General features: G+C 64.9%; 21 protein-coding genes. 9 read left to right on the top strand and 12 right to left on the bottom strand.

The genetic code is table 11. The features are described from left to right. The first annotated feature begins 24 nt into the window (after positions 1 to 24). On the top strand, positions 25 to 1,653 hold the full coding sequence (locus C5689_RS04860; RefSeq protein WP_146188322.1) for a rhomboid family intramembrane serine protease: 1,629 nt from the start codon (positions 25 to 27) through the stop codon (positions 1,651 to 1,653). A gap of 138 nt (positions 1,654 to 1,791) precedes the next feature. Next, a protein-coding gene (gene prfB / locus C5689_RS04855; RefSeq protein ID WP_108916137.1) for a peptide chain release factor 2 occupies positions 1,792 to 2,923 on the top strand; the annotation gives its coding sequence in 2 pieces (ribosomal slippage) (positions 1,792 to 1,860 and positions 1,862 to 2,923; 1,131 coding nt in all). A 108-nt stretch (positions 2,924 to 3,031) separates the two neighbouring features. Here prfB and glnA read toward each other — a convergent pair. The 4 genes from glnA to sseA form a co-directional block, all read right to left on the bottom strand. Further along, entirely contained in the window at positions 3,032 to 4,441 is a 1,410-nt protein-coding gene (gene glnA, locus C5689_RS04850; protein WP_108916136.1) for a type I glutamate--ammonia ligase, read from the bottom strand. 99 nt (positions 4,442 to 4,540) lie between these two features. After that, positions 4,541 to 4,879, bottom strand: coding sequence for a P-II family nitrogen regulator (locus C5689_RS04845; RefSeq protein ID WP_108916135.1), 339 nt, complete (start codon positions 4,877 to 4,879; stop codon positions 4,541 to 4,543). Between the two features lie 249 nt (positions 4,880 to 5,128). Beyond that, on the bottom strand, positions 5,129 to 6,148 hold the full coding sequence (locus C5689_RS04840; RefSeq protein ID WP_108916182.1) for a glutamine synthetase beta-grasp domain-containing protein: 1,020 nt from the start codon (positions 6,146 to 6,148) through the stop codon (positions 5,129 to 5,131). Positions 6,149 to 6,482: 334 nt separating this feature from the next. Further along, positions 6,483 to 7,355 (bottom strand): 3-mercaptopyruvate sulfurtransferase, encoded by an 873-nt coding sequence (sseA, locus tag C5689_RS04835; protein ID WP_108916181.1) that lies wholly within the window; start codon positions 7,353 to 7,355, stop codon positions 6,483 to 6,485. Between the two features lie 141 nt (positions 7,356 to 7,496). Here sseA and C5689_RS04830 point away from each other — a divergent pair, with 141 nt between their 5' ends. Both C5689_RS04830 and C5689_RS04825 read left to right on the top strand, forming a co-directional pair. Beyond that, positions 7,497 to 7,913 (top strand): CxxCxxCC domain-containing protein, encoded by a 417-nt coding sequence (locus C5689_RS04830; RefSeq protein WP_108916134.1) that lies wholly within the window; start codon positions 7,497 to 7,499, stop codon positions 7,911 to 7,913. Between the two features lie 98 nt (positions 7,914 to 8,011). After that, positions 8,012 to 8,854, top strand: coding sequence for a DUF3108 domain-containing protein (locus C5689_RS04825; protein WP_108916133.1), 843 nt, complete (start codon positions 8,012 to 8,014; stop codon positions 8,852 to 8,854). Between the two features lie 33 nt (positions 8,855 to 8,887). On the opposite strand, the gene C5689_RS04820 is transcribed toward C5689_RS04825, so the two are convergent. Continuing rightward, positions 8,888 to 9,289: a DUF1190 domain-containing protein gene (locus C5689_RS04820; protein ID WP_108916132.1), complete on the bottom strand. Its 402-nt coding sequence runs from the start codon at positions 9,287 to 9,289 to the stop codon at positions 8,888 to 8,890. A gap of 755 nt (positions 9,290 to 10,044) precedes the next feature. On the opposite strand from C5689_RS04820, the gene C5689_RS04815 reads away from it, so the two are divergent. After that, positions 10,045 to 10,926 carry a response regulator transcription factor gene (locus C5689_RS04815; protein ID WP_108916180.1) on the top strand — a complete coding sequence of 294 codons (882 nt, stop codon included), beginning with the start codon at positions 10,045 to 10,047 and terminating at the stop codon, positions 10,924 to 10,926. Positions 10,927 to 10,996: 70 nt separating this feature from the next. Here C5689_RS04815 and C5689_RS04810 read toward each other — a convergent pair whose 3' ends face one another. Together C5689_RS04810 and C5689_RS04805 are read right to left on the bottom strand one after the other, a co-directional pair. Beyond that, the gene (locus C5689_RS04810) at positions 10,997 to 11,371 is read right to left on the bottom strand and encodes a hypothetical protein (RefSeq protein ID WP_108916131.1); all 375 of its coding nucleotides are present in this window, start codon (positions 11,369 to 11,371) and stop codon (positions 10,997 to 10,999) included. A 138-nt stretch (positions 11,372 to 11,509) separates the two neighbouring features. Then, complete coding sequence (locus C5689_RS04805) at positions 11,510 to 12,346, bottom strand: hypothetical protein (protein ID WP_108916130.1); 837 nt, start codon at positions 12,344 to 12,346, stop codon at positions 11,510 to 11,512. A gap of 288 nt (positions 12,347 to 12,634) precedes the next feature. Here C5689_RS04805 and C5689_RS04800 point away from each other — a divergent pair, with 288 nt between their 5' ends. Then, on the top strand, positions 12,635 to 12,943 hold the full coding sequence (locus C5689_RS04800; RefSeq protein WP_108916129.1) for a hypothetical protein: 309 nt from the start codon (positions 12,635 to 12,637) through the stop codon (positions 12,941 to 12,943). A 6-nt stretch (positions 12,944 to 12,949) separates the two neighbouring features. Here the strand turns inward: C5689_RS04800 and C5689_RS04795 are convergent, their stop codons facing one another. Beyond that, the gene (locus C5689_RS04795; protein ID WP_108916179.1) at positions 12,950 to 13,192 is read right to left on the bottom strand and encodes a cysteine rich repeat-containing protein; all 243 of its coding nucleotides are present in this window, start codon (positions 13,190 to 13,192) and stop codon (positions 12,950 to 12,952) included. A 230-nt stretch (positions 13,193 to 13,422) separates the two neighbouring features. On the opposite strand from C5689_RS04795, the gene C5689_RS04790 reads away from it, so the two are divergent. From C5689_RS04790 to C5689_RS04780, 3 genes are all read left to right on the top strand, one after another. Then, a complete protein-coding gene (locus C5689_RS04790) occupies positions 13,423 to 13,899 on the top strand; it encodes a MarR family winged helix-turn-helix transcriptional regulator (protein WP_108916128.1) in 477 nt (158 codons plus the stop codon). 68 nt (positions 13,900 to 13,967) lie between these two features. Continuing rightward, a complete protein-coding gene (locus C5689_RS04785; protein WP_108916127.1) occupies positions 13,968 to 17,156 on the top strand; it encodes an efflux RND transporter permease subunit in 3,189 nt (1,062 codons plus the stop codon). Then, positions 17,153 to 18,430, top strand: coding sequence for an efflux RND transporter periplasmic adaptor subunit (locus tag C5689_RS04780; protein WP_108916126.1), 1,278 nt, complete (start codon positions 17,153 to 17,155; stop codon positions 18,428 to 18,430). Before C5689_RS04785 ends, C5689_RS04780 begins: the two co-directional genes overlap by 4 nt. Before the next feature lie 7 nt (positions 18,431 to 18,437). On the opposite strand, the gene C5689_RS04775 is transcribed toward C5689_RS04780, so the two are convergent. From C5689_RS04775 to C5689_RS04760, 4 genes are all read right to left on the bottom strand, one after another. Beyond that, complete coding sequence (locus C5689_RS04775; RefSeq protein WP_108916125.1) at positions 18,438 to 18,686, bottom strand: exodeoxyribonuclease VII small subunit; 249 nt, start codon at positions 18,684 to 18,686, stop codon at positions 18,438 to 18,440. A 69-nt stretch (positions 18,687 to 18,755) separates the two neighbouring features. Continuing rightward, positions 18,756 to 20,111, bottom strand: coding sequence for a cytochrome P450 (locus C5689_RS04770; protein WP_108916124.1), 1,356 nt, complete (start codon positions 20,109 to 20,111; stop codon positions 18,756 to 18,758). Between the two features lie 143 nt (positions 20,112 to 20,254). Beyond that, on the bottom strand, positions 20,255 to 21,880 hold the full coding sequence (locus C5689_RS04765) for a Dyp-type peroxidase (protein ID WP_108916123.1): 1,626 nt from the start codon (positions 21,878 to 21,880) through the stop codon (positions 20,255 to 20,257). Positions 21,881 to 21,889: 9 nt separating this feature from the next. After that, the gene (locus C5689_RS04760) at positions 21,890 to 22,876 is read right to left on the bottom strand and encodes a hypothetical protein (protein ID WP_108916122.1); all 987 of its coding nucleotides are present in this window, start codon (positions 22,874 to 22,876) and stop codon (positions 21,890 to 21,892) included. Positions 22,877 to 22,918 lie beyond the last annotated feature (42 nt).

Raw genomic sequence — 22,918 nt, 5'->3', positions numbered from 1 at the left:
TCTATATAGCGGCGAGTGTATTTCATGACGGTCGAACAATCCACGCGCGTCGAGATCCGGCGTGCGACCAAAAAGCTTTTGCTGCTGTTCGTGGTCAGTCTAATTTTCACAGCGGGCGGCGTCTTGATGACGCTTCGCCCGGATGAGCGTCACGGCGTCGCGGCCGGCGTGCTGGCTCTCGCCTTTTTCGGTCTGTGCACGCTCGTCTTCCTCTGGCAGCTGATCCAGGCGCGAAACCCCGCTATCATTATGACCGATCAGGATTTCTCCAGTCCTTCGATCGCGAGCGCACCAGTGGCCTGGGACGACGTGCAGAACGTCTATGTGAGCGTCACCCAAAATCAGAAGTTCTTGCATCTCACTCTCTATCCGGCCGCCGTCGATCGGGTGGAGCGTGCTGGCCTTTGGGCTCGGCTCGGGGGACTTTTCGGTTGGCGTAGCCGCGAGATCGTTTTTCCGCTCTCCATGCTGGACGTCGAGCCGGACAAATTGGCGACGTTCGTCGCGACCAGAGTGGAGGAGGCCAAGGCGCAGCAGACGCCGGAAGCGGGGCCGCTCGCGCGCGAGAGCGCGCCCGCCGAGCCGAAAGTCGCGCTCGTCGCGCCTTATTTCTCGATCGCGCTCGCGGTCGTTCTCGCTGCGATCTTCGCCTGCGAGCTGGCCTTCGCGCCCTTTCCGGCGACGGACGCTATCACGCCGGCGGTCGGAACCGTGTTCGCCATGGGCGGCTCCTCGCTCGCCGCCATTCGTGACGGCGAATGGTGGCGATTGTTCACCGCGCCGCTGCTGCATGGCGGGCTGTTTCATTTGCTGCTCAATGTCGTCGCGCTGATCGCCGCCGGCTCGCAATTGGAGCGTCTCGTCGGGGCGGCCTGGTTCGCCGGCGTTTTTTGCGTCGGCGCGCTCGCCGGCTCGACGGCGTCGGTCTTCTTCAATCCGCCGGATATCGTCGGCGTCGGCGCGTCCGGCGGCGTCGTGGCTCTGTTCGCGGCGACGGCAGTCGCGAGCTATCGCTTTCCGCCGGGGCCGGAGCGCAACAATCTCCTGACCGGCTCGTTTCAGATTCTGCTGCCCTCCTTGCTGCCGCTCGTTTCGATCAGTCACGGCGCGCATATCGATTATGCCGCGCATTTCGGCGGCGCGGCCGGAGGCTTGCTCTGCGGGCTGGCGCTTTTGCCGCTCTGGCCGATCGATCGGCCGCGGCCGGCATTCGACAAATTGCCGGCGGCGCTCGCCGCAGCTTTCTTCGCCGTCGCGCTCGGCGCTGCGACACTCATCCCGCCGCGCCTCGCGCAAGTCCAGCTTCTCGCTCCCGACTTTCCGGCCGATTGGGAAAAGGCCAAGGCGGGCGCTGCTGTGACGCTCGCGCGCAATCCGCGCGACCCGCGCGCGCGTCTCGCGCACGCGGCCTGGCTGATCGATCATGGATCGGCAGCCGCGGCGGAAAAGGAATTGCGCGAAGCGCTCGCCGATAAGCAGGCGCTGACCATCCCCGTTTTGAACCATATGGAGGCGCGTGTCCGGCTGATGCTCGCTGCGCTGCTCCGCGATGGACAGCCGCAGCAGGCGCGCAACATCGCCGCGCCGATATGCGCGTCGGCGCTGCCGGATTCTCTCGCGAATTACCGCAAATCGACCGGGCTCTGTCCCTGACCGTGAACGGCGCCGTTTGGCGCCGTCGTCGCGGCCGGCCGGCGCCGCGCTTCCGCCGGGGGCTTCATCTTTTGCGCGTCTTGCTCTAATACCTCCGGCCTCGGGCCGCCGGCCCTGAGCCCAAAAGGGATGAGAGACATGCGCGCCGAGCCGCTTGCGCTGAAAGAACAGATCGAGCAGTCCATGGGACTGCTGAGGAGGCATCTTTGACGTCGAGACTTCAACGCGACGTCTCGCCGAGCTGAACGCCAGGGTCGAGGACCCCGATCTCTGGAACGACGCCGAAGCCGCGCAGAAGATCATGCGCGAGCGCACCCAGCTCGAGGATCAGCTCTCCTCCATCGCGCGGCTCGACCGCGACCTCGAGGACGCCATCACGCTCGTCGAGCTCGGCGAGGCCGAGAATGACGCCGACACTGAGAAAGAAGGCATAGCGCAGCTCGTGGCGCTGCTGAAGGAATCGCGCGAGCGCCAGATCGAGGCGCTGTTCTCGGGCGAGGCCGACGGCAATGACACTTTCATCGAGGTGCATTCGGGCGCCGGCGGCACAGAGAGCTGCGACTGGGCGCGAATGCTGTTCCGCATGTACGCCCGCTGGGCGGAGCGGAAGAAGTTCAAGGTCGAGGTGATCGAGGAGACGGCCGGCGACGAGGCCGGCATCAAATCGGCCACGCTGCTGGTCAAGGGCATGAACGCCCATGGCTGGGCCAAGACCGAATCGGGCGTGCATCGTCTCGTGCGCATCTCGCCCTTCGACTCTAATGCGCGGCGGCACACGAGCTTCGCCTCGGTCTGGGTCTATCCGGTCATCGACGACAAGATCGACATTCAGATCAACGAATCCGATTGCCGCATCGACACTTATCGCTCGTCCGGCGCGGGCGGCCAGCACGTCAACACGACGGACTCGGCCATTCGCATCACCCATATTCCGTCCGGCATCGTCGTCGCCTGTCAGGCGGAGCGCTCGCAGCACAAGAACCGCGCCACCGCGTGGAACATGCTGCGCGCCCGCCTCTATGAGGTGGAGCTGGAAAGGCGCGAGGCGGAGGCCAATGCCGTCGAAGCGTCGAAGTCCGATATCGGCTGGGGCCATCAGATTCGCAGCTATGTGCTGCAGCCCTATCAGCTGGTGAAGGATTTGCGCACCGGCCACACCTCCGGCACGCCGGACGAGGTGCTGGACGGCGAGCTCGACGATTTCATGCAGGCCTCGCTCGCCCAGCGCGTGCTCGGCGGCGGACCGGAGAAGGTCGAGGACGTGGAGTGATCTTTCGGCGCGAGGGCGGGGCGGGTCTCTTCCTCGCCCAATCGCTCTGGACAAACAAAAAGGGCGGCCTCTCGGCCGCCCTTTCGTTTCTACAGGATCGCGAGGCGATCAGTAGGAATAATACATGTCATACTCGACCGGATGCGGCGCCATCTCGAAGCGATAGACGTCCTGATACTTCAGGTCGATGTAGGAGAGGATGAAATCCTCGTTGAAGACGCCGCCGGCCGTCAGGAAGGCGTGGTCGGCCTTCAGGCTGTCCAGCGCCTCGCGCAGCGAGCCGCAGACCGTCGGGATCGCCTTCAGCTCCTCCGGCGGCAGGTCGTAGAGGTCCTTGTCGGACGGCGCGCCCGGATCGATCTTGTTGGCGATGCCGTCGAGACCGGCCATCAGCATGGCCGAGAAGGCGAGATAGGGATTCGCCGTCGGATCGGGGAAGCGAACCTCGACGCGCTTCGCCTTCGGGCTGGTCGCGAAGGGGATGCGGCAGGAGGCCGAGCGGTTGCGCGACGAATAGGCGAGCAGCACCGGAGCCTCGAAGCCCGGAACCAGGCGCTTATAGGAGTTCGTCGACGGATTGGTGAAGGCGTTCAGCGCCTTGGCGTGCTTGATGATGCCGCCGATATACCACAGGCACTCTTGGCTGAGGCCGGCGTATTTGTCGCCGGCGAACACCGGCTTGCCTTCCTTCCAGATCGACTGGTGGACGTGCATACCCGAGCCATTGTCGCCATAGACGGGCTTGGGCATGAAGGTCGCCGTCTTGCCGTAGGAATGCGCCACCTGATGAATGGCGTATTTGTAGATCTGCAGATGGTCGGCGACAGTGACGAGCGTCGCGAATTTCAGACCGAGCTCATGCTGCGCGGAGGCGACCTCGTGATGGTGCTTCTCGACGGCGACGCCCATGGCCGCCATGGCCGCCAGCATTTCGCCGCGCATGTCCTGGGCGGAGTCGATCGGCGGAACAGGGAAATAGCCGCCCTTGGTGCGCACGCGATGGCCGAGATTGCCGCCCTCATAGGCGGTGTCGGAATTGGTGGGCAGCTCGACGGAGTCGACGGTGAAGCCGGTGTTGTAGGGATCGGTCGAGAAGCGCACGTCGTCGAAGACGAAGAATTCGGCTTCCGGACCGAAGAAAGAGGTGTCGCCGATTCCGGTCGACTGCAGATAGGCCTGGGCCTTTTTGGCGATGCCGCGCGGGTCGCGGTTGTAGGGCTGGCCGGTGGTGGGCTCGACGACGTCGCAGACGATGGAGAGGGTGGAGGCGGCGAAGAAGGGGTCGTGCGTGACCGTCGAGAGATCGGGCAGGAGAGTCATGTCCGACTCGTTGATCGCCTTCCAGCCGGCGATCGAGGAGCCGTCGAACATGATGCCTTCGTTCAGCGCGTCCTCGTCGATGATCGACACGTCGAAGGTGACGTGCTGCCACTTGCCGCGCGGATCCGTGAAGCGGAAATCCACATATTTTACGTCATTGTCGGCGATCTGCTTGAGAACGTCCTTGGCCGTGGTCATGTCGTGGAGCCTTCAGTTCGATGTGGACGGTCGAGTCCAGCGCGGGAGACGAGAATGAATGCCGGGGGGCGGCGGGGCGTCGGCGATATCCGGGCGAAATCAGATGGCGTCCGCGCCGGTCTCTCCCGTGCGGATGCGGATGGCGCCTTCGACATTCGAAACGAAGATTTTTCCGTCGCCGATGCGTCCGGTCTGCGCGGCTTTACGGATGGCTTCGATGGCGTTGTCCACCGCGTCGTCGGCGAGCACGATCTCGATTTTCACCTTGGGAAGAAAATCGACCACATATTCCGCGCCGCGATAGAGTTCCGTATGCCCCTTCTGGCGACCGAAACCCTTCGCCTCGGTGACAGTAATGCCTTGCAGGCCGGCGCTCTGGAGCGCCTCTTTTACTTCATCGAGCTTGAAGGGTTTGATGATCGCCTCGATTTTCTTCATTCACCTTTCCCCGCATCGCTCATGTCCCTCGCGCCGAAATCCAAGTTCGATCCGGCCGAGGAACCGATGGGGCTCATAGCATTTGCTGCAAAAATGTTCCACGGATAAAATTGTGCGGCCAACCGCGGGCCACGCCTAAATTCTGGGCGTCGCCTGCGGTCGGCCTGCTCGCATGTCCCGCTCCGGCTTCGGAGGCGCCGCCCGAAGCTCGCGCTTCGGAAAGCGCGTTTCGGAGCGACGCCGGGCTCCTCAGTGGGTCGGCACGGTGGAGATGGTTTTCAGAATCTGCGAGGCGATCTGGTAGGGGTCGCCTTGCGAGTTCGGGCGGCGATCTTCTAGATAGCCCTTATATTCGTTCTTGATGAAGCTGTGCGGCACGCGGATCGACGCGCCGCGATCCGCCACGCCCCAGCTGAAGGTGTGGATCGACGCCGTCTCGTGCAGGCCGGTCAGGCGCATGTGATTGTCCGGACCATAGACGGCGATGTGATCGTCCTTGGCCTTCTCGAAGGCGCTCATCAGCTGCTCGAAATAGGCCTTGCCGCCCACCTCGCGCAGATAGGTCGTCGAGAAATTGGCGTGCATACCCGAGCCGTTCCAATCCGTGGCGCCGAGCGGCTTGCAGTGGAACTCGATGTCGATGCCGTATTTCTCGGCGAGACGCAGCAGAATGTAGCGCGCCACCCACATCTCGTCGGCCGCCTTGCGGGAGCCCTTGCCGAAGATCTGGAATTCCCACTGGCCCTTGGCCACTTCGGCGTTGATGCCTTCGTGGTTGATGCCGGCGGCGAGGCAGATGTCGAGATGCTCCTCGACGATCTGGCGCGCGATGTCGCCGACATTCTTATAGCCGACGCCGGTGTAATAGGGACCCTGCGGGGCCGGGAAGCCCGCCTCGGGGAAGCCGAGCGGACGGCCGTTCTTGTAGAAGAAATATTCCTGCTCGAAGCCGAACCAGGCGCCCGGATCGTCGAGGATGGTGGCGCGGGCGTTGGACGGATGAGGCGTCACGCCGTCCGGCATCATCACCTCGCACATCACCAGCGCGCCATTGGTGCGGGTGATGTCCGGGAAGACGGAGACGGGCTTGAGAACGCAGTCAGAGCTTCTGCCCTCCGCCTGCTTGGTCGAGCTGCCGTCGAAGCCCCACAGCGGGAGCTGCTCCAGCGTCGGGAAGCTCTCGAATTCTTTGATCTGGGTCTTGCCTCGGAGGTTCGGCACGGGCGTGTAGCCGTCGAGCCAGAGATATTCGAGCTTGTATTTGGGCATTTTTATTCGCCTCCTTACCCTTGATCGACGCTCGAAGCGGCGCCGTTCGACTTCGTCGGCGGTCTCGCCGAGGCCGTTGACGGCGCTGGGCCACAGCACGGCTCGTGCCAAAGCCGAATTCGGCCCGATCGGCAGGCGTCGCAGGGCGGAGGACGCGCCGTCATCGGCGCGCGCGGTTTTTTGCAATGACTTATTTTTCAGTATTTTTACGTAATTTGCAGCCGAGGCTCCGCCGCGCCGCGCGCGAGCCGACTGCGCATCGTCGAGCGGCGCCGGCATTCGCGACGGCGCCCCCGAATTAGGCTCATCGCCTTGTTTTGATGCAGAGGCTGTTTCAGCCGGCCGGGCCGACGACGACGGGCAGCTCGGCGCGCGCGCCCCATTCCGACCAGGAGCCGTCATAGACAGTGGCCGGGCGGCGTCCCGAGGCGGCCAGCGCCAGGCTGAGGATGGAGGCGGTGAGGCCGGAGCCGCAGCTCGCGATCACTGGCCGATCAGGGTCGATCTGCGCCTTTGCGAAGGCCTCCGCCAGCGCCTCGGCCGGCTTCATGCGCCCTTCGGCGAGGAGATTGCCGAAGGGCAGATTGAGCGCGCCGGGCATATGGCCGGAGCGCAGGCCCGGGCGCGGCTCGGGAACGCTTCCCGCGAAACGCTCCGCCGAACGCACGTCGACCACCTGCGCCGAGCCGTCCGCCAGCGCGCGCGTCACATCGGCGGCGTCGGCGACGAGGGCGTGATCCATGCGCGCGGTGAAATGGCGCGGCTTGCGTTGCGTCTCACCCTGCTCGAGCGGACGTCCTTCCGCTTTCCAGGCCGGCAGTCCGCCATCGAGGACGGAGACGTCGGCGACGCCGAAGACGCGCAAGGTCCACCATAGGCGCGGCGCGGAGAACAGGCCGAGACTGTCATAGACGATTGCGCGCATTCCGTCGCCGAGGCCGAGCTTGCGGACCGCCGAGGAGAAGGCGACCGGGTCCGGCAGCATATGCGGCAGATCGGTGGAATGGTCGGCGATGGCGTCTATGTCGAAGAAAACGGCGCCGGGAATATGGGCGTCCAAATATTCCGCATGGGCGTTTCGGCCGGCGGCCGGCATGTGCCAGGAGGCGTCGAAAATGACGACGTCCGGCGCATGGAGATGATCGGCGAGCCATTGCGTCGAGACGAACAGCGTCTCTTGATCGATGTTCGGAGCGGCTGTCGGCATGGCGGTTCTCCTTGTCGATCCCGGCGGTTCTCCTGCCGATCCCGCCGCTGCGGCGGCGATGGCGTCGGCCTCGCGATCGTTGTAGCAATGTATCAGAATCGATTCGCTCCCGACATCGCCCCAAAAGACGAAAACCGCCACATGCTCGAGATTCCCGGCAAGGCCTGCGGTCCCTGCGCCTTCTGCTGCAAGGTGCTGGAGATCGAGGAGTTCACCAAGAAGGCCGGCGTCTGGTGCGAGCATTGCACGAAGACCAATGGCTGCGGCGTCTACGCTACGCGCCCGGATGTGTGCCGCGACTATCATTGCCGCTGGAAGGAAGAGCGCTCGCTCGGCGCGCAATTGCGGCCGGACAAGGTCGGCACGCTGCTGATGGACGATCCCGACAGCGACGAATATCACGCGGTCTGCGACCCCGAAAAGCCGTTTTCCTGGCGCAATCCTCTCGTATTCCAGCACCTGGTGAGCGAGGCGAAGGCCGACCGCATCGTGGTCGCCAAAGCGGGTTTGCGCGCCTGGCGCATATTCGCCGACGGCAGCTGGCAGGAATGGGCCTGAGCCGGGTCCGTCTCCTCCGGCGCGATCCGAGCATCGACAAGCGCCCGCGCCTGGCTCATCGTGCCCAGGACTGATTCGATCGATCGCAGGTCACGAGAATGGCGTTTCTCACATCTGTTCCGGGCGGGGCCGGACGCGGCTCGACCCGCAGCGTCGTGGCGCTGGCTCTGCTCGTCGCCGCCGCGCCCTGCCGGGCGGAGACGCTCAGGGCCAATTTCGCGCTGAGCCTGCTCGGCCTCTCCATCGGCCACGCTTCCGCCAATGGCGTCATCGAGGGTCGCAATTATCGCATCGACATTTCGATGCGCACCACCGGCCTCGCCTCGCTCGTCAACGACACGCGCGGCGCCGCAACCGCGGCCGGCGCGCTCTCGCGCGACGGGCTCGCGCCGGCGAGCTACGCCAACACCACCTCCAACACTTACGAGACGCGCACGGTCCGCATGGCGCTCGCCAACAATATCGCGCGCGCCGTGCATGTGGAGCCGACGCCCTGGGACATGCCTGTGCGCATCCCGGTGACGGACGCCAACAAATCCAACATCATCGATCCGGTGAGCGCGCTGATCATGAGCGTTCCGGCGAGCGAGCCGCTGGTCGGCCCCGCCGCCTGCAATCGCACCATTCCCGTCTTCGACGGCGTGACGCGCTTCGACGTGACGCTCGCTTTCGTCGAGATGCGCAATGTGGAGACGCGCGGCTATTCTGGCCCGGTCTCGGTCTGCGCGGCGCGCTATCATCCGATCGCCGGCCATCGGCCGGACAGCGTCTCCACGCGCTTCATGGCGGAGAACAACGACATCACCGTCTGGCTCGCGCCTTTGCCCATGGCGCACGCCGTGGTGCCCTATCGCATGGCGCTGCGCACCACGGTCGGCATGTTGACCGTCGAGCCGGCCGAGTTCCACCTCAGCGGGCGGCGCCAAGCTGCGGACAGATAGGCGGCGGACAGACAGGCGCTCGGCGTCCGCCTTTCAGTCGATGCGGATTTCGCGCGTCTTCTTGCGGTTCAGCCGGTCGGACTCGTATTCGAGATAACGCACCTCCTTCGGCTCCGCAGATCCCGGCGCGAGGCAGAAGGAGGGCGTCGGCGTGAAGCGGCCGTCGGCGCCGGCGAAACATTCGGAGAACCGCACCTCGCAATCGAAGGCGGCGTCGGTCCGCGGCGCGACTTTCGCCGCGAGCGCGCGCGCTTTTTCGACGGCGCTCGCGCAAATGCCGGCGTCGACGCCATAGGCGCGGCACTGCTGGACCGTCGCCATGTAGCGTCCGTCGCCCGAACAGGCGGGCGTGCGGCGATAGCCGAAGAACCAGACGGCGCCGGCGAGAGCCGCGACGCCGGCGACGGCGATGAAGGTGAGCGAAGGGCGGGCCATGGCTTTGGTTTTTTCCGTTCTTCTTCGTCGAGCCGCAGCTTCAATAACCGCGCCGAGCGCGCCTCGGCAAGCCCTCTCCGCCGCGATGGCGGCGGCGCCACATCTTGACGAGGATCAAAGGCTAATATAATTGCCAACAACGTGTCGCGGGCGTGGATCGCGGCTTCGCTCGGCGGTTCGTGCGAGTTCGCGCCGAACGCAAAAGACCGTCGGCGCGTCTCGGATCGCGGTCGGCCCCTAGAGGGCGTTCTCGGAATTCGAGCCGGCGACGATATCCACCAGAACGTATCGCACTCAAAGGCGAGACATCGCCTGTCTTGGGTGATATCGTGGCGCGATAGGCAGCCTGAACGAGGTCGGGCGTTAAAAAAGGAGGAAGCGTTATGGGAGCAATTCTCGAGCTTACGAGCTATGCGGCGACGCCGGTTGGCATGATCGCGATCATCGCGCTCGGCGCTGCGGCTTATTTCGCCGCTCGCTGGGTCCTGAGCGACTGACGCTTCAGAACCGGTCTACGGATATGACGCGGCGCATCGGCTCGATCGATGCGCCGCTTCTTTTTGCCGGCGCGAATCCCGGCCGCGCGGCCTCTGAAAGAGTCCGCCGCCGGCGGTTTGAAATATGCGGCGAGGCTTTCCAAGGGCAGCCTCTGGCGATATAGTCCGGCCTACCCACTCGGGGAGCCTCGCGCCGCCCGAGCCTATCCTGTCCGCGACGGCGGCGCTCTCACCCGGAGCTTTCAATTGGAGTGGTCCATGGCCACGACGTCTTCGACGCGGCCCGGAGACGAACGACCGCGAGCCGTCGGAAGTCCCGGCCCGATCCGCGCGCCCGAACGTTCCCAGGAGCGTCCTTCGGGACGCCCTGCGGCGCAGGCTGCGGCCGAGGGCGCGCCGAGCGCTCTGCGACAAAAGGCCGAGCGCGCGGGCGACGACCGCGGCGAGGCGGGCGCGGCTTTCCCGATCGATGTCGCCATCGCCGACAAGAGCCCGCTGATCCTCGCCGGACTGGAGGCGCTGCTCGCCGACGACCGCCGCTTCAATCTCGTGCTGAAGGTCACGGACGGCGAGGAATTTCTCGACGCCGCCAAGCTGCAGCGCTTTCAGATCGCCATCATCGGCTGGCAATTGCCGACGCTTCACGCGCGGGAAGTGTTGCGCGCGCTGTCGCGCCAGCCCTCCGCGCCCAAGATCGTCGTCTATAGCGGCACCAATGATCCGGCCGCGCCGGCGGAGACGTTGCAATTGGGCGGCGCCGGCTTCGTCAGCAAGCGCGCCCCGCCGGAGCGTCTGCTCGACGTGCTCGCCTCCGTGGCGGCCGGCGACATGGTGTTTCCCTTCGTCGATATCCGCAAGATGCGCGCCGATCCGCTGGAGAATCTCACTCTGCGCGAGCGCAGCCTGCTGTCGGCGCTCGGCTCGGGACACACCAACAACCAGCTCGCCAAGGATTTCGGCGTCTCGATCAACACGATCAAATTCCATTTGCGGAATTTGTTCGAGAAGCTCGAGGTGCGCAATCGCGCCCAGGCCATCGCGCTCTTCCTTGAGATGAAGCACGGCTCCTGGAGCGCGGCGACGCCGGGCGGCCGCGCCGAGACGGCCGGCGCCCGCGGCAAGAAGCCGCCGCGCGATTAGCGTTTCCGGGGCCGTGCGAGGCCGGCTCGCGCGTCGCGGGCCGGCCCGATGAGCTTTCCCCTCGAGGCGATCAGGGCCACCAGATCGGCGCGATGCCGTCGCGATAGGGCAGAACCTCGAAGCGGCGGCGGTTCGGCAGCGTCTCCTGCATGAACCAGCTGCGCTGATTGTCCTCCATCGGCTGATAGGCGAAATAGGTCGCTTCAACCATATAGCGATTGGTGGAGCCGACCGGCACGACCGGGCCCGGATCGAGCCAGCTGCGGCGCGGAACGACGAGCGGCTGGCGCACATAGGGGATGGGGCCGGTCGCCACGATGACTCCCGCCGGCGCGATGACGGGATGACGATGCGCCGCGCGATGAGTCTTTGCGAGCGCCTCGCCCGCCGTCGCGAGGGCGAGAAGGCAGGCGAGTCCGGCCGACAAATTGACGAAATGACGCATCCTCATCTCCTGATTTCGATATCGACGCGATCATAACCAATCGCGCCGCCGGGCGATACGGGCCGCCGTGCGGCGCGCCTCATGAAAGCTGAAGGCGGCCCGGCGAAAGCGCCGGATCGCCCCTAAGCAGCGTCGATCTCAGTGGCGCGCGGCGCGTTTTTTCGGCGCCGGCTTGGTGGCCTCCGCCTCGCCCGCGGGGGCGGCGGCGAGGCATCCCGGCCCTTCGAGCCTGGGGAAGGAGCGAGCCAGCGCTCTATTGTCGCCGGATGGCAGATAATAGACCCGATCGAGCAGGCAGCCCAAGGCGCGGCGATCCATCGGCTTGGTCCCGACGCCGCAGGCGACGCCCGCCATTTCCATCGACAGGCTGGCGTTGACGAGGCGCACGGCGAGGCAGGAGCGCTCGCCCGCGGCGGCCGCGGCGACGCCGCCCTCACGTAGCGACAATTTGATTTCGGCGGCTTCGAAAGCGCCGGCGCGCGTCACCAAGGGCGTCGGCTGGCCGATGCGGACCACGCCGAGGCCGGCTCGGGCGGCGTGCCGCGCCACATCGAGGAAGAAATCGGAATTGCCGAGCTTTTCGCCGGCCGGCTGCAGAATATCGAGCCGCAGATAGGGTCTGCCATTGTCGAAGGCGCCGAAAGTGTGCGTCTCCTGACGCCCGCCCGAGGGCAGCGGCGGATCGAAGGCGATTTTCGGGTTCTTGTCGATCTCCGGCGCCTCCAGCCGAAAGGCGGCGGTCCGCTCGGGGACGGCGGCGGGCGCCGTTGCGGCGGCGGGCGTCGCGCGCGCCATCGGCGTGGCGGCGGGCGTCGGCGCGGCCTGCTGCTGCGGCGCGCGGACGAAGGCGAGCGAGCCGGCGAGCACGAGAAGCGCCACGACGCCCATCGACACTGCGGCGAGATTGCCGAGCGGGCGGGCCCTCAACGGGCCGGCGGCATAAGGGAGGTCATCGCCGGAAACCGACAAACTCATGACGCAACTCCAACGGCCCGATGTCTCGCGGGCTTCACATACGGATCGGGCGCGCTGTCCCGAGACATAATCTGCCGATGAACATTGGCGTTAAGCGTAAACATTCCGTTGAGCATGGCGGAGTTTCCGCTCGCCGCGGGGATGGGCTGCGCAAAGGCGCAGGGTTTGCGCAGCCCGTCGCGACGTCGAGACAAACTTCGGACAAGAAGCTCCGCAAAAGAGAAGCGTCCGGATCGACATAGGCGCGACACGACGTCGCTCTCATCCGGTAAACCTCGAGGAAGTGGCATGAAGATTCTCGCAACGGCGGCTGTCGTGACTTTTATCTCTTTTCCCGCCTGCGCTGAAAAAGTAGCGTTCGGATGTCAGCTGGTGACGCAATACAGCGAAGATCAAGTCGGTTATCTTCTGAGCGAGGCGCGTTCGGTCATCGGCGACCACGAGACCAATCGCATCTACGGCCATTACGTGAGCCTGCGCAGCGCCTGCCAATATGACGGCGGCGCCACACGTGTGGTGAATGTCCCGCCGGCCCTACGCGATCTCCTCGCTCAGAACGGCGTCGACATTCGCCGTTTCGCCGCGCGGCGGATGTGAGCCGCGTCAATGGCGGCCGCGCTTCCTGCCGGCCGCGGCCCCGCGAATCTGCGCCTTGCAGGCGCGGCTGAGCCCGCCGAAATTGGCCTTCAGGCAGCTCTCCACCGCCGCCTCGTCGGGCACGTAGCGCTCGCAGAATTTATAGGCGTCGTCCGTGCAGGCCGAGCGCTGGCGGGCCGTTCCGCGCGTCGCCGCGTCGGCCGAGGCCGCGCAGATCAGCAAGAATGTGCAAGCCAATAGCAGCCTCATCCCGTCATCCTCCCTGTGGCGTTGCGCCGTTGCGCCGCCGTCTCGGCGCCGAATTGCCATAATTACGATAGGCGCGAGACGCTGCGCGGCAATCGGCCCGTGCGATCATACTAAATAGGGCCCTGATCCTCTCGGGGGCGGGCGCCGCCTCGGACGGGGCTTGAAATCGGCGCGGCGCATCTATTTAATAAGCACACTTATCAAAAGCACGGCTATAGAAAGCGCGTCCAATGCCTTCGCCGCCGCCGACGACCTTCTGTTTTCTGCTGCATGATGCGGCGCGGCTGATGCGCAAGCGTTTCGAGCAGAACGCCCGCCAATTGGGCCTGACGCGCGCGCAGACCCAGGCCCTGGCCTATCTGTCGCGCAATGAGGGCGTCAGCCAGTGCGTGCTCGCCGAAATGCTCGATCTCGAGCCGATCACCCTCGGCCGCACCGTGGATCGGCTGCAGACGATGGGCCTCGTCGAGCGGCGGCCGCATGAGAGCGACCGGCGCGTCTGGCTGCTGTTTCTGACCGAGACGGCCTGGCCTCTGGTCGAAGCCATCGCGCCCATCTCGGAGGCGACGCGCCTGGAGGCGCTGGCCGGCGTCAGCGACGAGGACCGGGCCACATTGATGCGCGTGCTGGGGACCGCGCGCGCCAATCTGATCGAAAAAATGAGCTGTTCCGCGAAGAAGCCGAAAGCGCGGAGCGCCGTCGGCTGAGCGGAAGCGTTACGTGGCGAGAGCGATGCGGACAGCGGCCCGCGTCGCGGTGAGAGTGGAAGACGTCCATGGAACTCGTCAAATATGCTCTCAAATTTCGGCTGACGTTCTACGTCCTGGCCATATTGATGACGTTCCTCGGCGGCGCGGCGATCGTCTCGACGCCCAAGGACGTGTTTCCCAACGTCGATATCCCGGTCGTGACGGTCATCTGGTCCTACACCGGCCTCTCCACCGCCGAGATGGAGAGCCGCGTCACCACTTACGCCGAGCTCTCCACGAGCAACAACGTCAACGGCATTCGCAATATGGAGAGCCAGACGCTGCAAGGCGTCGCGGTGATGAAGATCTATTTTCAGCCGGATGTGAACATAGAGCTCGCCATCACGCAGGTCGTCTCGGCGATGAACTCCATTCGCGCCTTGATGCCGCCCGGCATCAATCCGCCGACTGTCATCCGCTATTCGGCGTCGCAGGTGCCGGTCATTCAGCTGGCGCTCTCCAGCAAGAGTCTCAATGAGCAGCAGCTCTACGACATGGGCCTCTATCGCGTGCGCCAGCAGCTGACGACGACTCCCGGCGTCACGCTGCCGACGCCCTGGGGCGGCAAGCAGCGCCAGATCATGGTCGATCTCGACACGGCGACGCTGCAGGCGCGGGGCTTGACGCCGCTCGATGTCGTCAACGCCATCACCGCCGGCAATCTGGTGGTGCCGTCGGGCCTCGTGAAATTCGGCGATCTGCAATATGTCGTGCGCCTCAACTCGACGCCCGACGCGCTGTCGACGCTCAACAGCATTCCGATCCGCGTGGCCGATGGCGCGCCCTTGCTGATCCGGGACGTGGCGCAAGTGCGCGACGGCAACCCGCCGCAGCAGAATATCGTGCGCGTCGACGGCTCGCGCGCCGTGCTCTTGACCATATTGAAGAACGGCAACGCCTCGACGCTCAATGTCGTCGAGAATGTGAAGGCCGGCATCGCCAAGCTGCGCGAGGCGATCCCCAAGGACACCAACATAGCGGAGCTGTTCGACCAGTCGGTCTTCGTCTCCAACGCAATATCGGACGTGCTGCACGAGGGAATCATCGCCGCCGGCCTCACCGCGCTGATGATCCTTCTGTTCCTGGGGTCCTGGCGTTCGACCCTGATCGTGGTCATCTCGATCCCGCTGTCGATCCTCACCTCGCTCGCCATACTCAGCGCGCTCGGCCATACGATCAACATCATGACGCTGGGCGGCATGGCGCTCGCGGTCGGCATTTTGGTGGACGACGCCACAGTCGCCATCGAGAACACCTATCGTCTGTTCGAGGAGGGCAAGGATTTCCGCCATGCGGTGGCGGAAGGCGCCGCCGGCATCGCCAAGCCGGCGCTGATCTCCACGCTCGCCATTTGCGCGGCCTTCGTGTCCGTGCTCTTCCTCACCGACGCCGCGCGCTTTCTCTTCGTGCCGCAGGCGCTGGCCGTCGTCTTCGCCATGCTGGCCTCCTATTTCCTGTCGCGAACGCTGGTGCCCATATTGATGGACCAGCTGCTCATCCATGAGCATCACGCGGAGCGCGAACGCGAGAGCGACGCGCGGGGTCTCGGATTTTCGGCGGCGCTGACGCGCATTCAGCTCGGCTTCGAGCATGGGTTCGAGAAGCTGCGCGGCCAATATGCGCTGCTGCTGGTCGCGGTGCTGCGCCACAAGGGCCGCACGCTCGCCTTTGTCGCCGGCGTCTTTGCTTTCGGCGCCTTTCTGTTCGTCTCCGTCGGCGAGGATTATTATCCGCAGATCGACGCCGGCCAGATGACGCTGCATGTGCGCGGCCGCTCCGGCCTGCGCATTGAGGAGACCGAGCGTCTCTTCCAAAAGATCGAGGGCGTCATTCGCGAGGTGATCCCGCAGCATGAGCTCGCTCTGCTGATCGACAATATCGGCCTGCCGCAGATCACCTATAATTACGCCTTCTCGGACGGCACGACGGTCGGCTACAACGACGGGCAGATCATGATCTCGCTCGCCCATGGCCATGCGCCGACGGCGGTCTATATGCGCAAGCTGCGTGAAGTTCTGCCGCTGCGTTTTCCAGACTCGATCTTCTATTTCCAGCCGGCCGACATCGTCACGCAGATTTTGAACTTCGGCCTGCCGGCGCCGATCGCGCTGCGCGTCGTCGGCCGCGATGCGCCCGGCAACAAGGCGATCGTGCGCAAGCTGCTGGATCGCGTCAAGGAAGTGCGCGGCGTCGTCGACGCGCATATTCATCAGATTCTCGACGCGCCGGAATTCTTCGTCGATATAGATCGCTGGAAGGGGCAGCAGCTCGGCGTCAGCGTTCAGCAGGTCGCCAATAATGTGAATATCTCGCTCTCCTCCTCCTTCCAGGTGACGCCCAATTTCTGGGCCGATCCGACGACCGGCATTCCCTATCAGGTGGCGGTGCAGACGCCGGAATATCGCATCGCCTCGCTCAACGCCTTCGCCAATACGCCAATTTCCGATCTCACCGGCGGCTCTTCGGCGCAGGTCGATCTTTTGACCAATGTCGCGCAATGGAAGCGCGGCGTGGAGCAGAGCGTCGCCACGCACTCCAACACGCAGCCGACCTATGACGTCTACGCCAATATTCAGGATCGCGATCTCGGCGGCGTGGAGCGGGATTTGCGCAAGGCGATCGCCGAGATCGAGCCGGAATTGAAGCCCGGCAACTACATCGTCATCCGCGGCCAGATCGACAGCAAGAATCAGGCTTTCGCGCGCATCGGCCTCGGCCTCGTCGCCTCGATGATCTTCGTCTATCTGCTGATGGTGGTGAACTTCCAGAGCTGGGGCGATCCTTTCGTCGTCATATTGGCGCTGCCCATCGCCTTTTGCGGAATCGTCTTCGCGCTCTACGTCACCGGCACGACCTTCTCCATTCCGTCATTGATGGGCGCCATAATGTCGGTCGGCGTCGCTTCGGCCAATTCCATCCTGCTCGTCACTTTCGCGCGCGAGCATCGCGAGGAGACCGGCGTCTCCGCCGAGGCGGCGGCGATCGAGGCCGGGCTGACGCGTATTCGTCCGGTGATCATGACGGCGACGGCGATGTTCGTCGGCCTTCTGCCCATGTCGCTCGGGCTCGGCGAAGGCGCCGAGCAGAACGCCGCGCTCGCTCGCGCGGTGATGGGCGGCATCGCCTTCGGCACATGTTCGACTCTGCTTTTCGTGCCTTTCCTCTATTCGCTGCTGCGGCGTGGAGAGGCGCAACCTCCGAGGGATTATCTATGACCGAGACGTTGCAGCCGCAGGGACGCGGATTCGCTTCGACCGGCGTCGGCGTGCGCGAGGCGCCGCCGCCGCGCCTGCGAAGGTTGCCTTTCTTTCTTGTGCTCGCGCTGCTCGCTCTGGTGCTGCTCATCGGCTTTCGCCGCCATGCGGCGCAAGAGCACGATGCGCAAATGTTTCAGCAGGAGCAGGCCAACGCTCCGCTCAGCCTGCGCGCGACCAAAGTGACGAAAGTCGCGGGCCCCGTGCATGTCGAGCTGCCGGGCCAGACGCTCGCTTGGGAGCAGGCGCGTCTTTTCGCCCGCGCGACGGGTTATATCGCCGAGCGCCGCGTCGACATCGGCAGCAAGGTGAAGCAGGGCGATCTTCTCGTTCGCATTTCCGCGCCCGATCTCGACCAGCAATATTCGCAGGCGCTGGCGCAGCTCGCGCTCAACAAGGCGCAGCTCCTGCAATCCAAGGCGCAGGTCGAGCAGAACAAGGCCAATCTCAACCTCGCCAAGCTCACCTATGGGCGCAGCTCGCAGCTCGTCAAAAACAATTACGAGAGCAAGCAGAACAACGACATCAACGCCGCCAATGTCGAGACGCAGGCCGCCAATCTGCAATCGGCGCAGGCGGGCGTCGAGGTGGCGCAGGCCAATATCGCCGCGGCGCAGGCCAATGTCGATCGGCTGAAGGAGCTCGTCGGCTTCAAGGACGTCGCCGCGCCGTTCAAGGGCGTGGTGACGGCGCGCAACATAGAGGTCGGCGATCTCGTCAGCGCCGACGCCAATAGCGGCACGCCGCTGTTCTCCATGGCGCGCGACGATATCATGCGCGTGCAGGTGTCGGTGCCGCAATCGGAGGCGGCCGGTCTCGTCGATGGGCTCGAAGCCAAGGTGCTGCCGCCGGAAATGCCCGGCAAGAGCTTCAAGGGGCGCATCGCGCGCAACGCCAGTTCGCTCGCCGCCGCCTCGCGCACGCTGCTCACCGAGGTCGACGTGCCCAATCCGACCGGCGAGCTGAGGCCGGGCATGTTCGTGCGCGTGGTGCTGGACATTCCACGGCCGCGGCCGCTGGTGAACATACCGGCGCCGTCGATCCTCTTCGGCGCCGACGGACCGCGCGTCGCGGTGATCGACAAGGACGATGTGGTGCGAATGGCGAAGATCGGCATCACGCGCGATTTCGGCACGAATGTCGATGTGGATCAGGGCTTGACCGGCGACGAGACCATCGCGCTCGATCCGCCCGCCGACATTCGCGACGGCCGCAAGGTGACGATCCGCAAGTGAGCGGGAGTCACTCGACGTCGAGCGGCGCTGTTCCCTTGGGCGCGCCATCGGCGCCGAGCGTGATTTTCTCTATGCGGGCCTCGGCCTCGCGCAGCAGCGCGTCGCAGCGCTTCTTCAGCGCCTCGCCGCGCTCATAGAGCTTCACCGAATCGTCGAGCGAGACGCTCGCCTTCTCGAGCTTGCCGACGATCTCCTCGAGCTCCTGTATCGCCTTTTCGAAGGGCAGGGCCGCGATATCGGAATTGGCGTCGGACAATTGGCTTGCGGACAATTGGGTCTTCCCTTCGGCTCACGGTTGCGCCGCCGGGCGAGAGACGGCTGGCGATCAGTCGCTCTCTACCACGAAATGCTGCGGGAAGGGCGTGCCGCCGCCGTCGATCTGGCCCGCCGTCCCGGCGGCGCGGCGCAGATTGGGCCGCGCCAGCACGGGACGCAGAATGGCCGGGATCACGGCGCGATTGATATAGGCGCCGAAGCAAGTGTGCAGGCCATAGCCCCACAGAATATATTCGCCCCAGGGACGATCGACGCGGAACTCGTTCGGCTTCTCGATCTTCAGCGGATCGAACATGGCCGAGAGATTGGCGGCGAGCACCATGGCGCCCTCGGGAATTTTGCGGGCGCGGAAGGTATTGGCGGCGATCACCGTGGAGCGGTTGGCGCGGCGATAGATCACGGGATTGACCGGATTGAAGCGCAGCGCCTCGAAGAGATAGGCGCCGAGCAGCGCCTCGTCGCCGGCTTTCGCCGCGGCATGGGCGCCGGCCAGCGCCTCCGGCCGGTCGAGCAATTGGTCGAGCGCCTGCACCGAGGCTTTAGAAATGGTCGGGATCGCGCCGATGACGAGGCCGATGAGATTGTTGCGAATGGCGAGATCGTCGAACTCCGGCGCGCCCTTCTGCAGATCGAGCGCGCGGCCGAGCACATCGTCCTTCGTCTCTCCGCTCGCCTTGCGCGCGGCGATGGCGGCGTCGATCGCCTTGCGCAGCTCGGCGGCCGCCATCAACGCCTTCGTCTCGATCGCCGGATCGCCTTTGAGATCGACGAACAGCCACCAGAAGAGGCTCGTCGCCCAATGAATGGCGTCGGTCTCGGCCTGCGCCGAGACGCCGAAATATTCGGCGACGATGGCGGAGGGGACGCGCAGCGTCAGCTCCTGCGGAACGTCGATGCGCGTCGGAAAGGCGCTCGCATAGGCCTCGGCGCGGGCGCGGGCCAGCGGCGTCACCAGCGTCTCGACGTCGTCGCGGCGCATGGCGAGCTTCATCAGCGAGGTGTCGTGCTGATATTGCGCCGTATTCTGCATTCCGAGGAAGAAATTGGGGCCGCCTGTGATGGCGCGCATCTTCGGCTCGTAGACGACGGCGAAATCTTCCTCTCGATCGAGCACCTCGATCACATCCGTGGCGCGGGTGACGAAGGCCGTGCCATTGTTCTCGTAGCTGGTGATCAATTGCTTGGCGATGAAGAAATTGGGCAGCACGGCGCGCAGCACCGCAAAGACCTTGATCTGCGAACTCGGAAGAGTGAGCGCGCCGACGAGTCGCTCCTTCAGTGGTCCCTTGCCGGAGAGGAGAGCGCGCGCCGCCACCGCGAGCAGCGAGAAAAAGGCGACGATGGCGTCCGCGAGCGTCAGCGCATAGGCGCGCAGAGAGGCTATAATGTTTTTCAGCAAAGTCATCGTCTCTGTCCCGCTGTCTATCGCCGGAAAGGCCGTCTCACCCTCCCCTTCTGGGGGAGGGTGAGACGGCGAAGCCGTCCGGGGTGGGGTTGCTCCCAGAGATTGGGGACGTGTCACCCCGCTCCCGAGCGCCTGCCTACTCGTCAGGTCGGATCGACCGTGCCCATGCCGATCATGCGCAGAGCGGTGAGGCTCGGCACGAAGAAATATTCGCCGCCGCGCGTCTCCACGAATTGCGGCAGACCTTCGGCGATATAAGGCGGCTTGCCCGACGCGGGGTCGGACGGCACCACGAATTTCGCCTTGGGCCCATTGCGATCGCGGGCATAATCGTCCGGCGTGTCGGCGCCTTGCGAATGATTGCCGACGATCGGGCAGGTGTCATTGCCCGCGCGCGCGTCGACGCCGTAATGAATCCATTGCTGCTGCACGAATTCGAACTGGCGGGCGAGGCTCGAGCAGACGACCAGCATGACGATGCCATGCTCGTCCGCATCCGTCGTGTCGGGGCCGGAGGAGCCATAGGGCAGGCCGCGACGCAGGATGCGGCGGCGATTGTTGAGCACGGAGCCTGCCGCCTGCTTGGGCTGGCCGGCCGCGACCCAAGGGTCGAGCGCGTCGCGCGTGTTGACGCGGCGCGTATGCGAGGTCATCGGGCAGGCGCCGCCGTCGGGGTCGTCGCGATAGGTGAAATCGACGAGCTCGCGCTCGCGCTCCGGCGAGCCTTCTGGATATTTCTCGTTGAACGCCTGCCAGGCGGCGAAATCCTTCGCCTTGATCAGCGGCACGCCGTCGGACCAGCGGCCCGCCATTTTGGCGACCAGGGTCTCGCGCGCCACCTCTACTGTGAGGCCGCGGACGGCGGCGAATTTCTCGGCCTGATCGTCGATGAATTTGCGCCAGGAGGCGACGTTCTCGTGCAATTTGCGATAGGCGAGGAAAGTGCCGTTGCGGCTGAAGGAGAGCGGCATGGCGGCACCCGGAATCTCCTGCGCTTCGTCGGGATAGCCGAGCAGGAATTCGCCGGCGGCCAAAGCCCGCCAAACGCCATTGCCGTCGACCGCGCCTTGGCCGACCGCCGCCGCCTGTTCCTTGTCCGCCGGATATTGTCCCTCGAACACAGGATCGCTGATTCCGTCGGAAAAGCCGAAATGCTCTTTGGGCGTCGGCCGTCCCTGCGCGTCGAAGAGAGCGGTGAGGTCCTGATAGAGCGGCTGGTGCGAATAGTCCGGCGGATTATGGCCGCCGAGCACGCTCACCTGATTTTCCGCGGCGAGGGCGACGATCGACTTCGTCGCCGCGTCGAGATCGGCGGCGCTCGCCGTATAGCGCTGATTGAGCACGATGAGAATGTGGACGGCGTTCTCCGGCGAGGCCGGCTGCCAGACCTTGTCCCATTTGTCCTGCCAATTTCTGCCGGAGAAATCATCGCCCAACATGCGCGCGCGCTTGGCCATGCCGTCGATGAACTCGTCCGGCAGGCCGCGCAGCGTGCGCGTCGGCACGCCGAGCATGAGCAGGCCGTAGAAGGTGAAGGCGATATTGACCGTGATCGCCGGCGGCTCCGCCGCGCCGCCCGATCCCTTGCTGTCCAGCGCCGAGGTGACGCGCGGCAGCAGCTGCGTCACGAAATGGCGGCCATTGGCGGCGCGACCGGCCGCGTCGCCGCCGATGTTCAGCAATATGGTGCGGCCTTTGAAATAGCCCTGCTTGGGATAGGCTTCGAGAATATTGCCCTGAATATCCGCGAGGTCGAGAACGACTGACATTTTCCGCCCCTAGATTCCGATGGCCCCGGCCTTTTGCGTCGGTTCTGCGACGTCGTCCGGCTTGTTGGCGTCGATGAAAGATTTGAACGAGTCGTAGAGGCTCTGCGCCGAGGCTTCGTCCGAGCCCGCCGCGTCGAACTGGCGATCGATGGCGAAGCGCGTGAATTCGCGACGTAGATAGAGCGCCTTGAGAACCTCCGGCAGAGTGGAGTTCGGCGCCGCTGGAAAGGGCTTCTTGCCGAAGTCCAGAACGTAGAAATAGATGGAGGCTCCAGCGGCCGCGACGCCGGCGACGAGCGCGATCAGCGCGCCGAGGAAACCCTGCAGGAAAGCGGGCAGCAGCCAGAAATAGACGAGCGCCGCGACGGCCGCCAAAATGCCCAGCCCGACGAGGCCGAGCTTCTGTAGCGACAGATTCGGCAGCTGGTCCGCCGGCACGCCGTCGAGCCAGTAATCGTGGAACGGCATCGTCGTCTCGATCTGGCAGTCGGCGATATATTTGGCGAAGCTCGCGGCGTCGGTAACGCGCGCCTCGAAGCCGAGGCAATATTTGAATATGTCCTTCAACTCCGCTTCCGATCGAATCCACAGATCGCGAAGATAGGCGTCGCGCTCGGAATCCGCGCCGCTCGCCGCGTCGAAATCAGCGGAGAAGAAGAGGAATGGACAGGAGAGGCGATCTTGCGGCTGCGCGATCACCGGATTGAGCATGTCTTTGTATTTCTGGTCGATGGATAGAGCCGGAGCGGCGGCGACCAGCAGCGTGTTGGGTTGCTCGCGGCCATTATAGGCGACATCGTCGATGACGACGAAACGGGCGAAATGATTGCGCGAGCTGCGCGCGAATGGGCTGCGCTCTCCGCGCGGCAGCAGCGACAGCCGCTTGCGCAGCGCATGAGCGGGCGAGGCCGAGCCGCCGCTCTCCTCGAAGATCGGCGCGGTGCTGATCGGAATGAGGGTCGTGAGGAAATAGGCTCCGCTGTCGAAGGTCGGCATGGCGTCCTCTTTCGGGAAAATTCTCGATCGTCGCGAGGGAGT

The sequence above is a fragment of the Methylosinus sporium genome (assembly GCF_003113265.1).
Lineage (GTDB): Bacteria > Pseudomonadota > Alphaproteobacteria > Rhizobiales > Beijerinckiaceae > Methylosinus > Methylosinus sporium.
The sequence above is the reverse complement of the archived record's forward strand: the minus strand, read 5'-3'. Positions and strand labels throughout refer to the sequence as shown.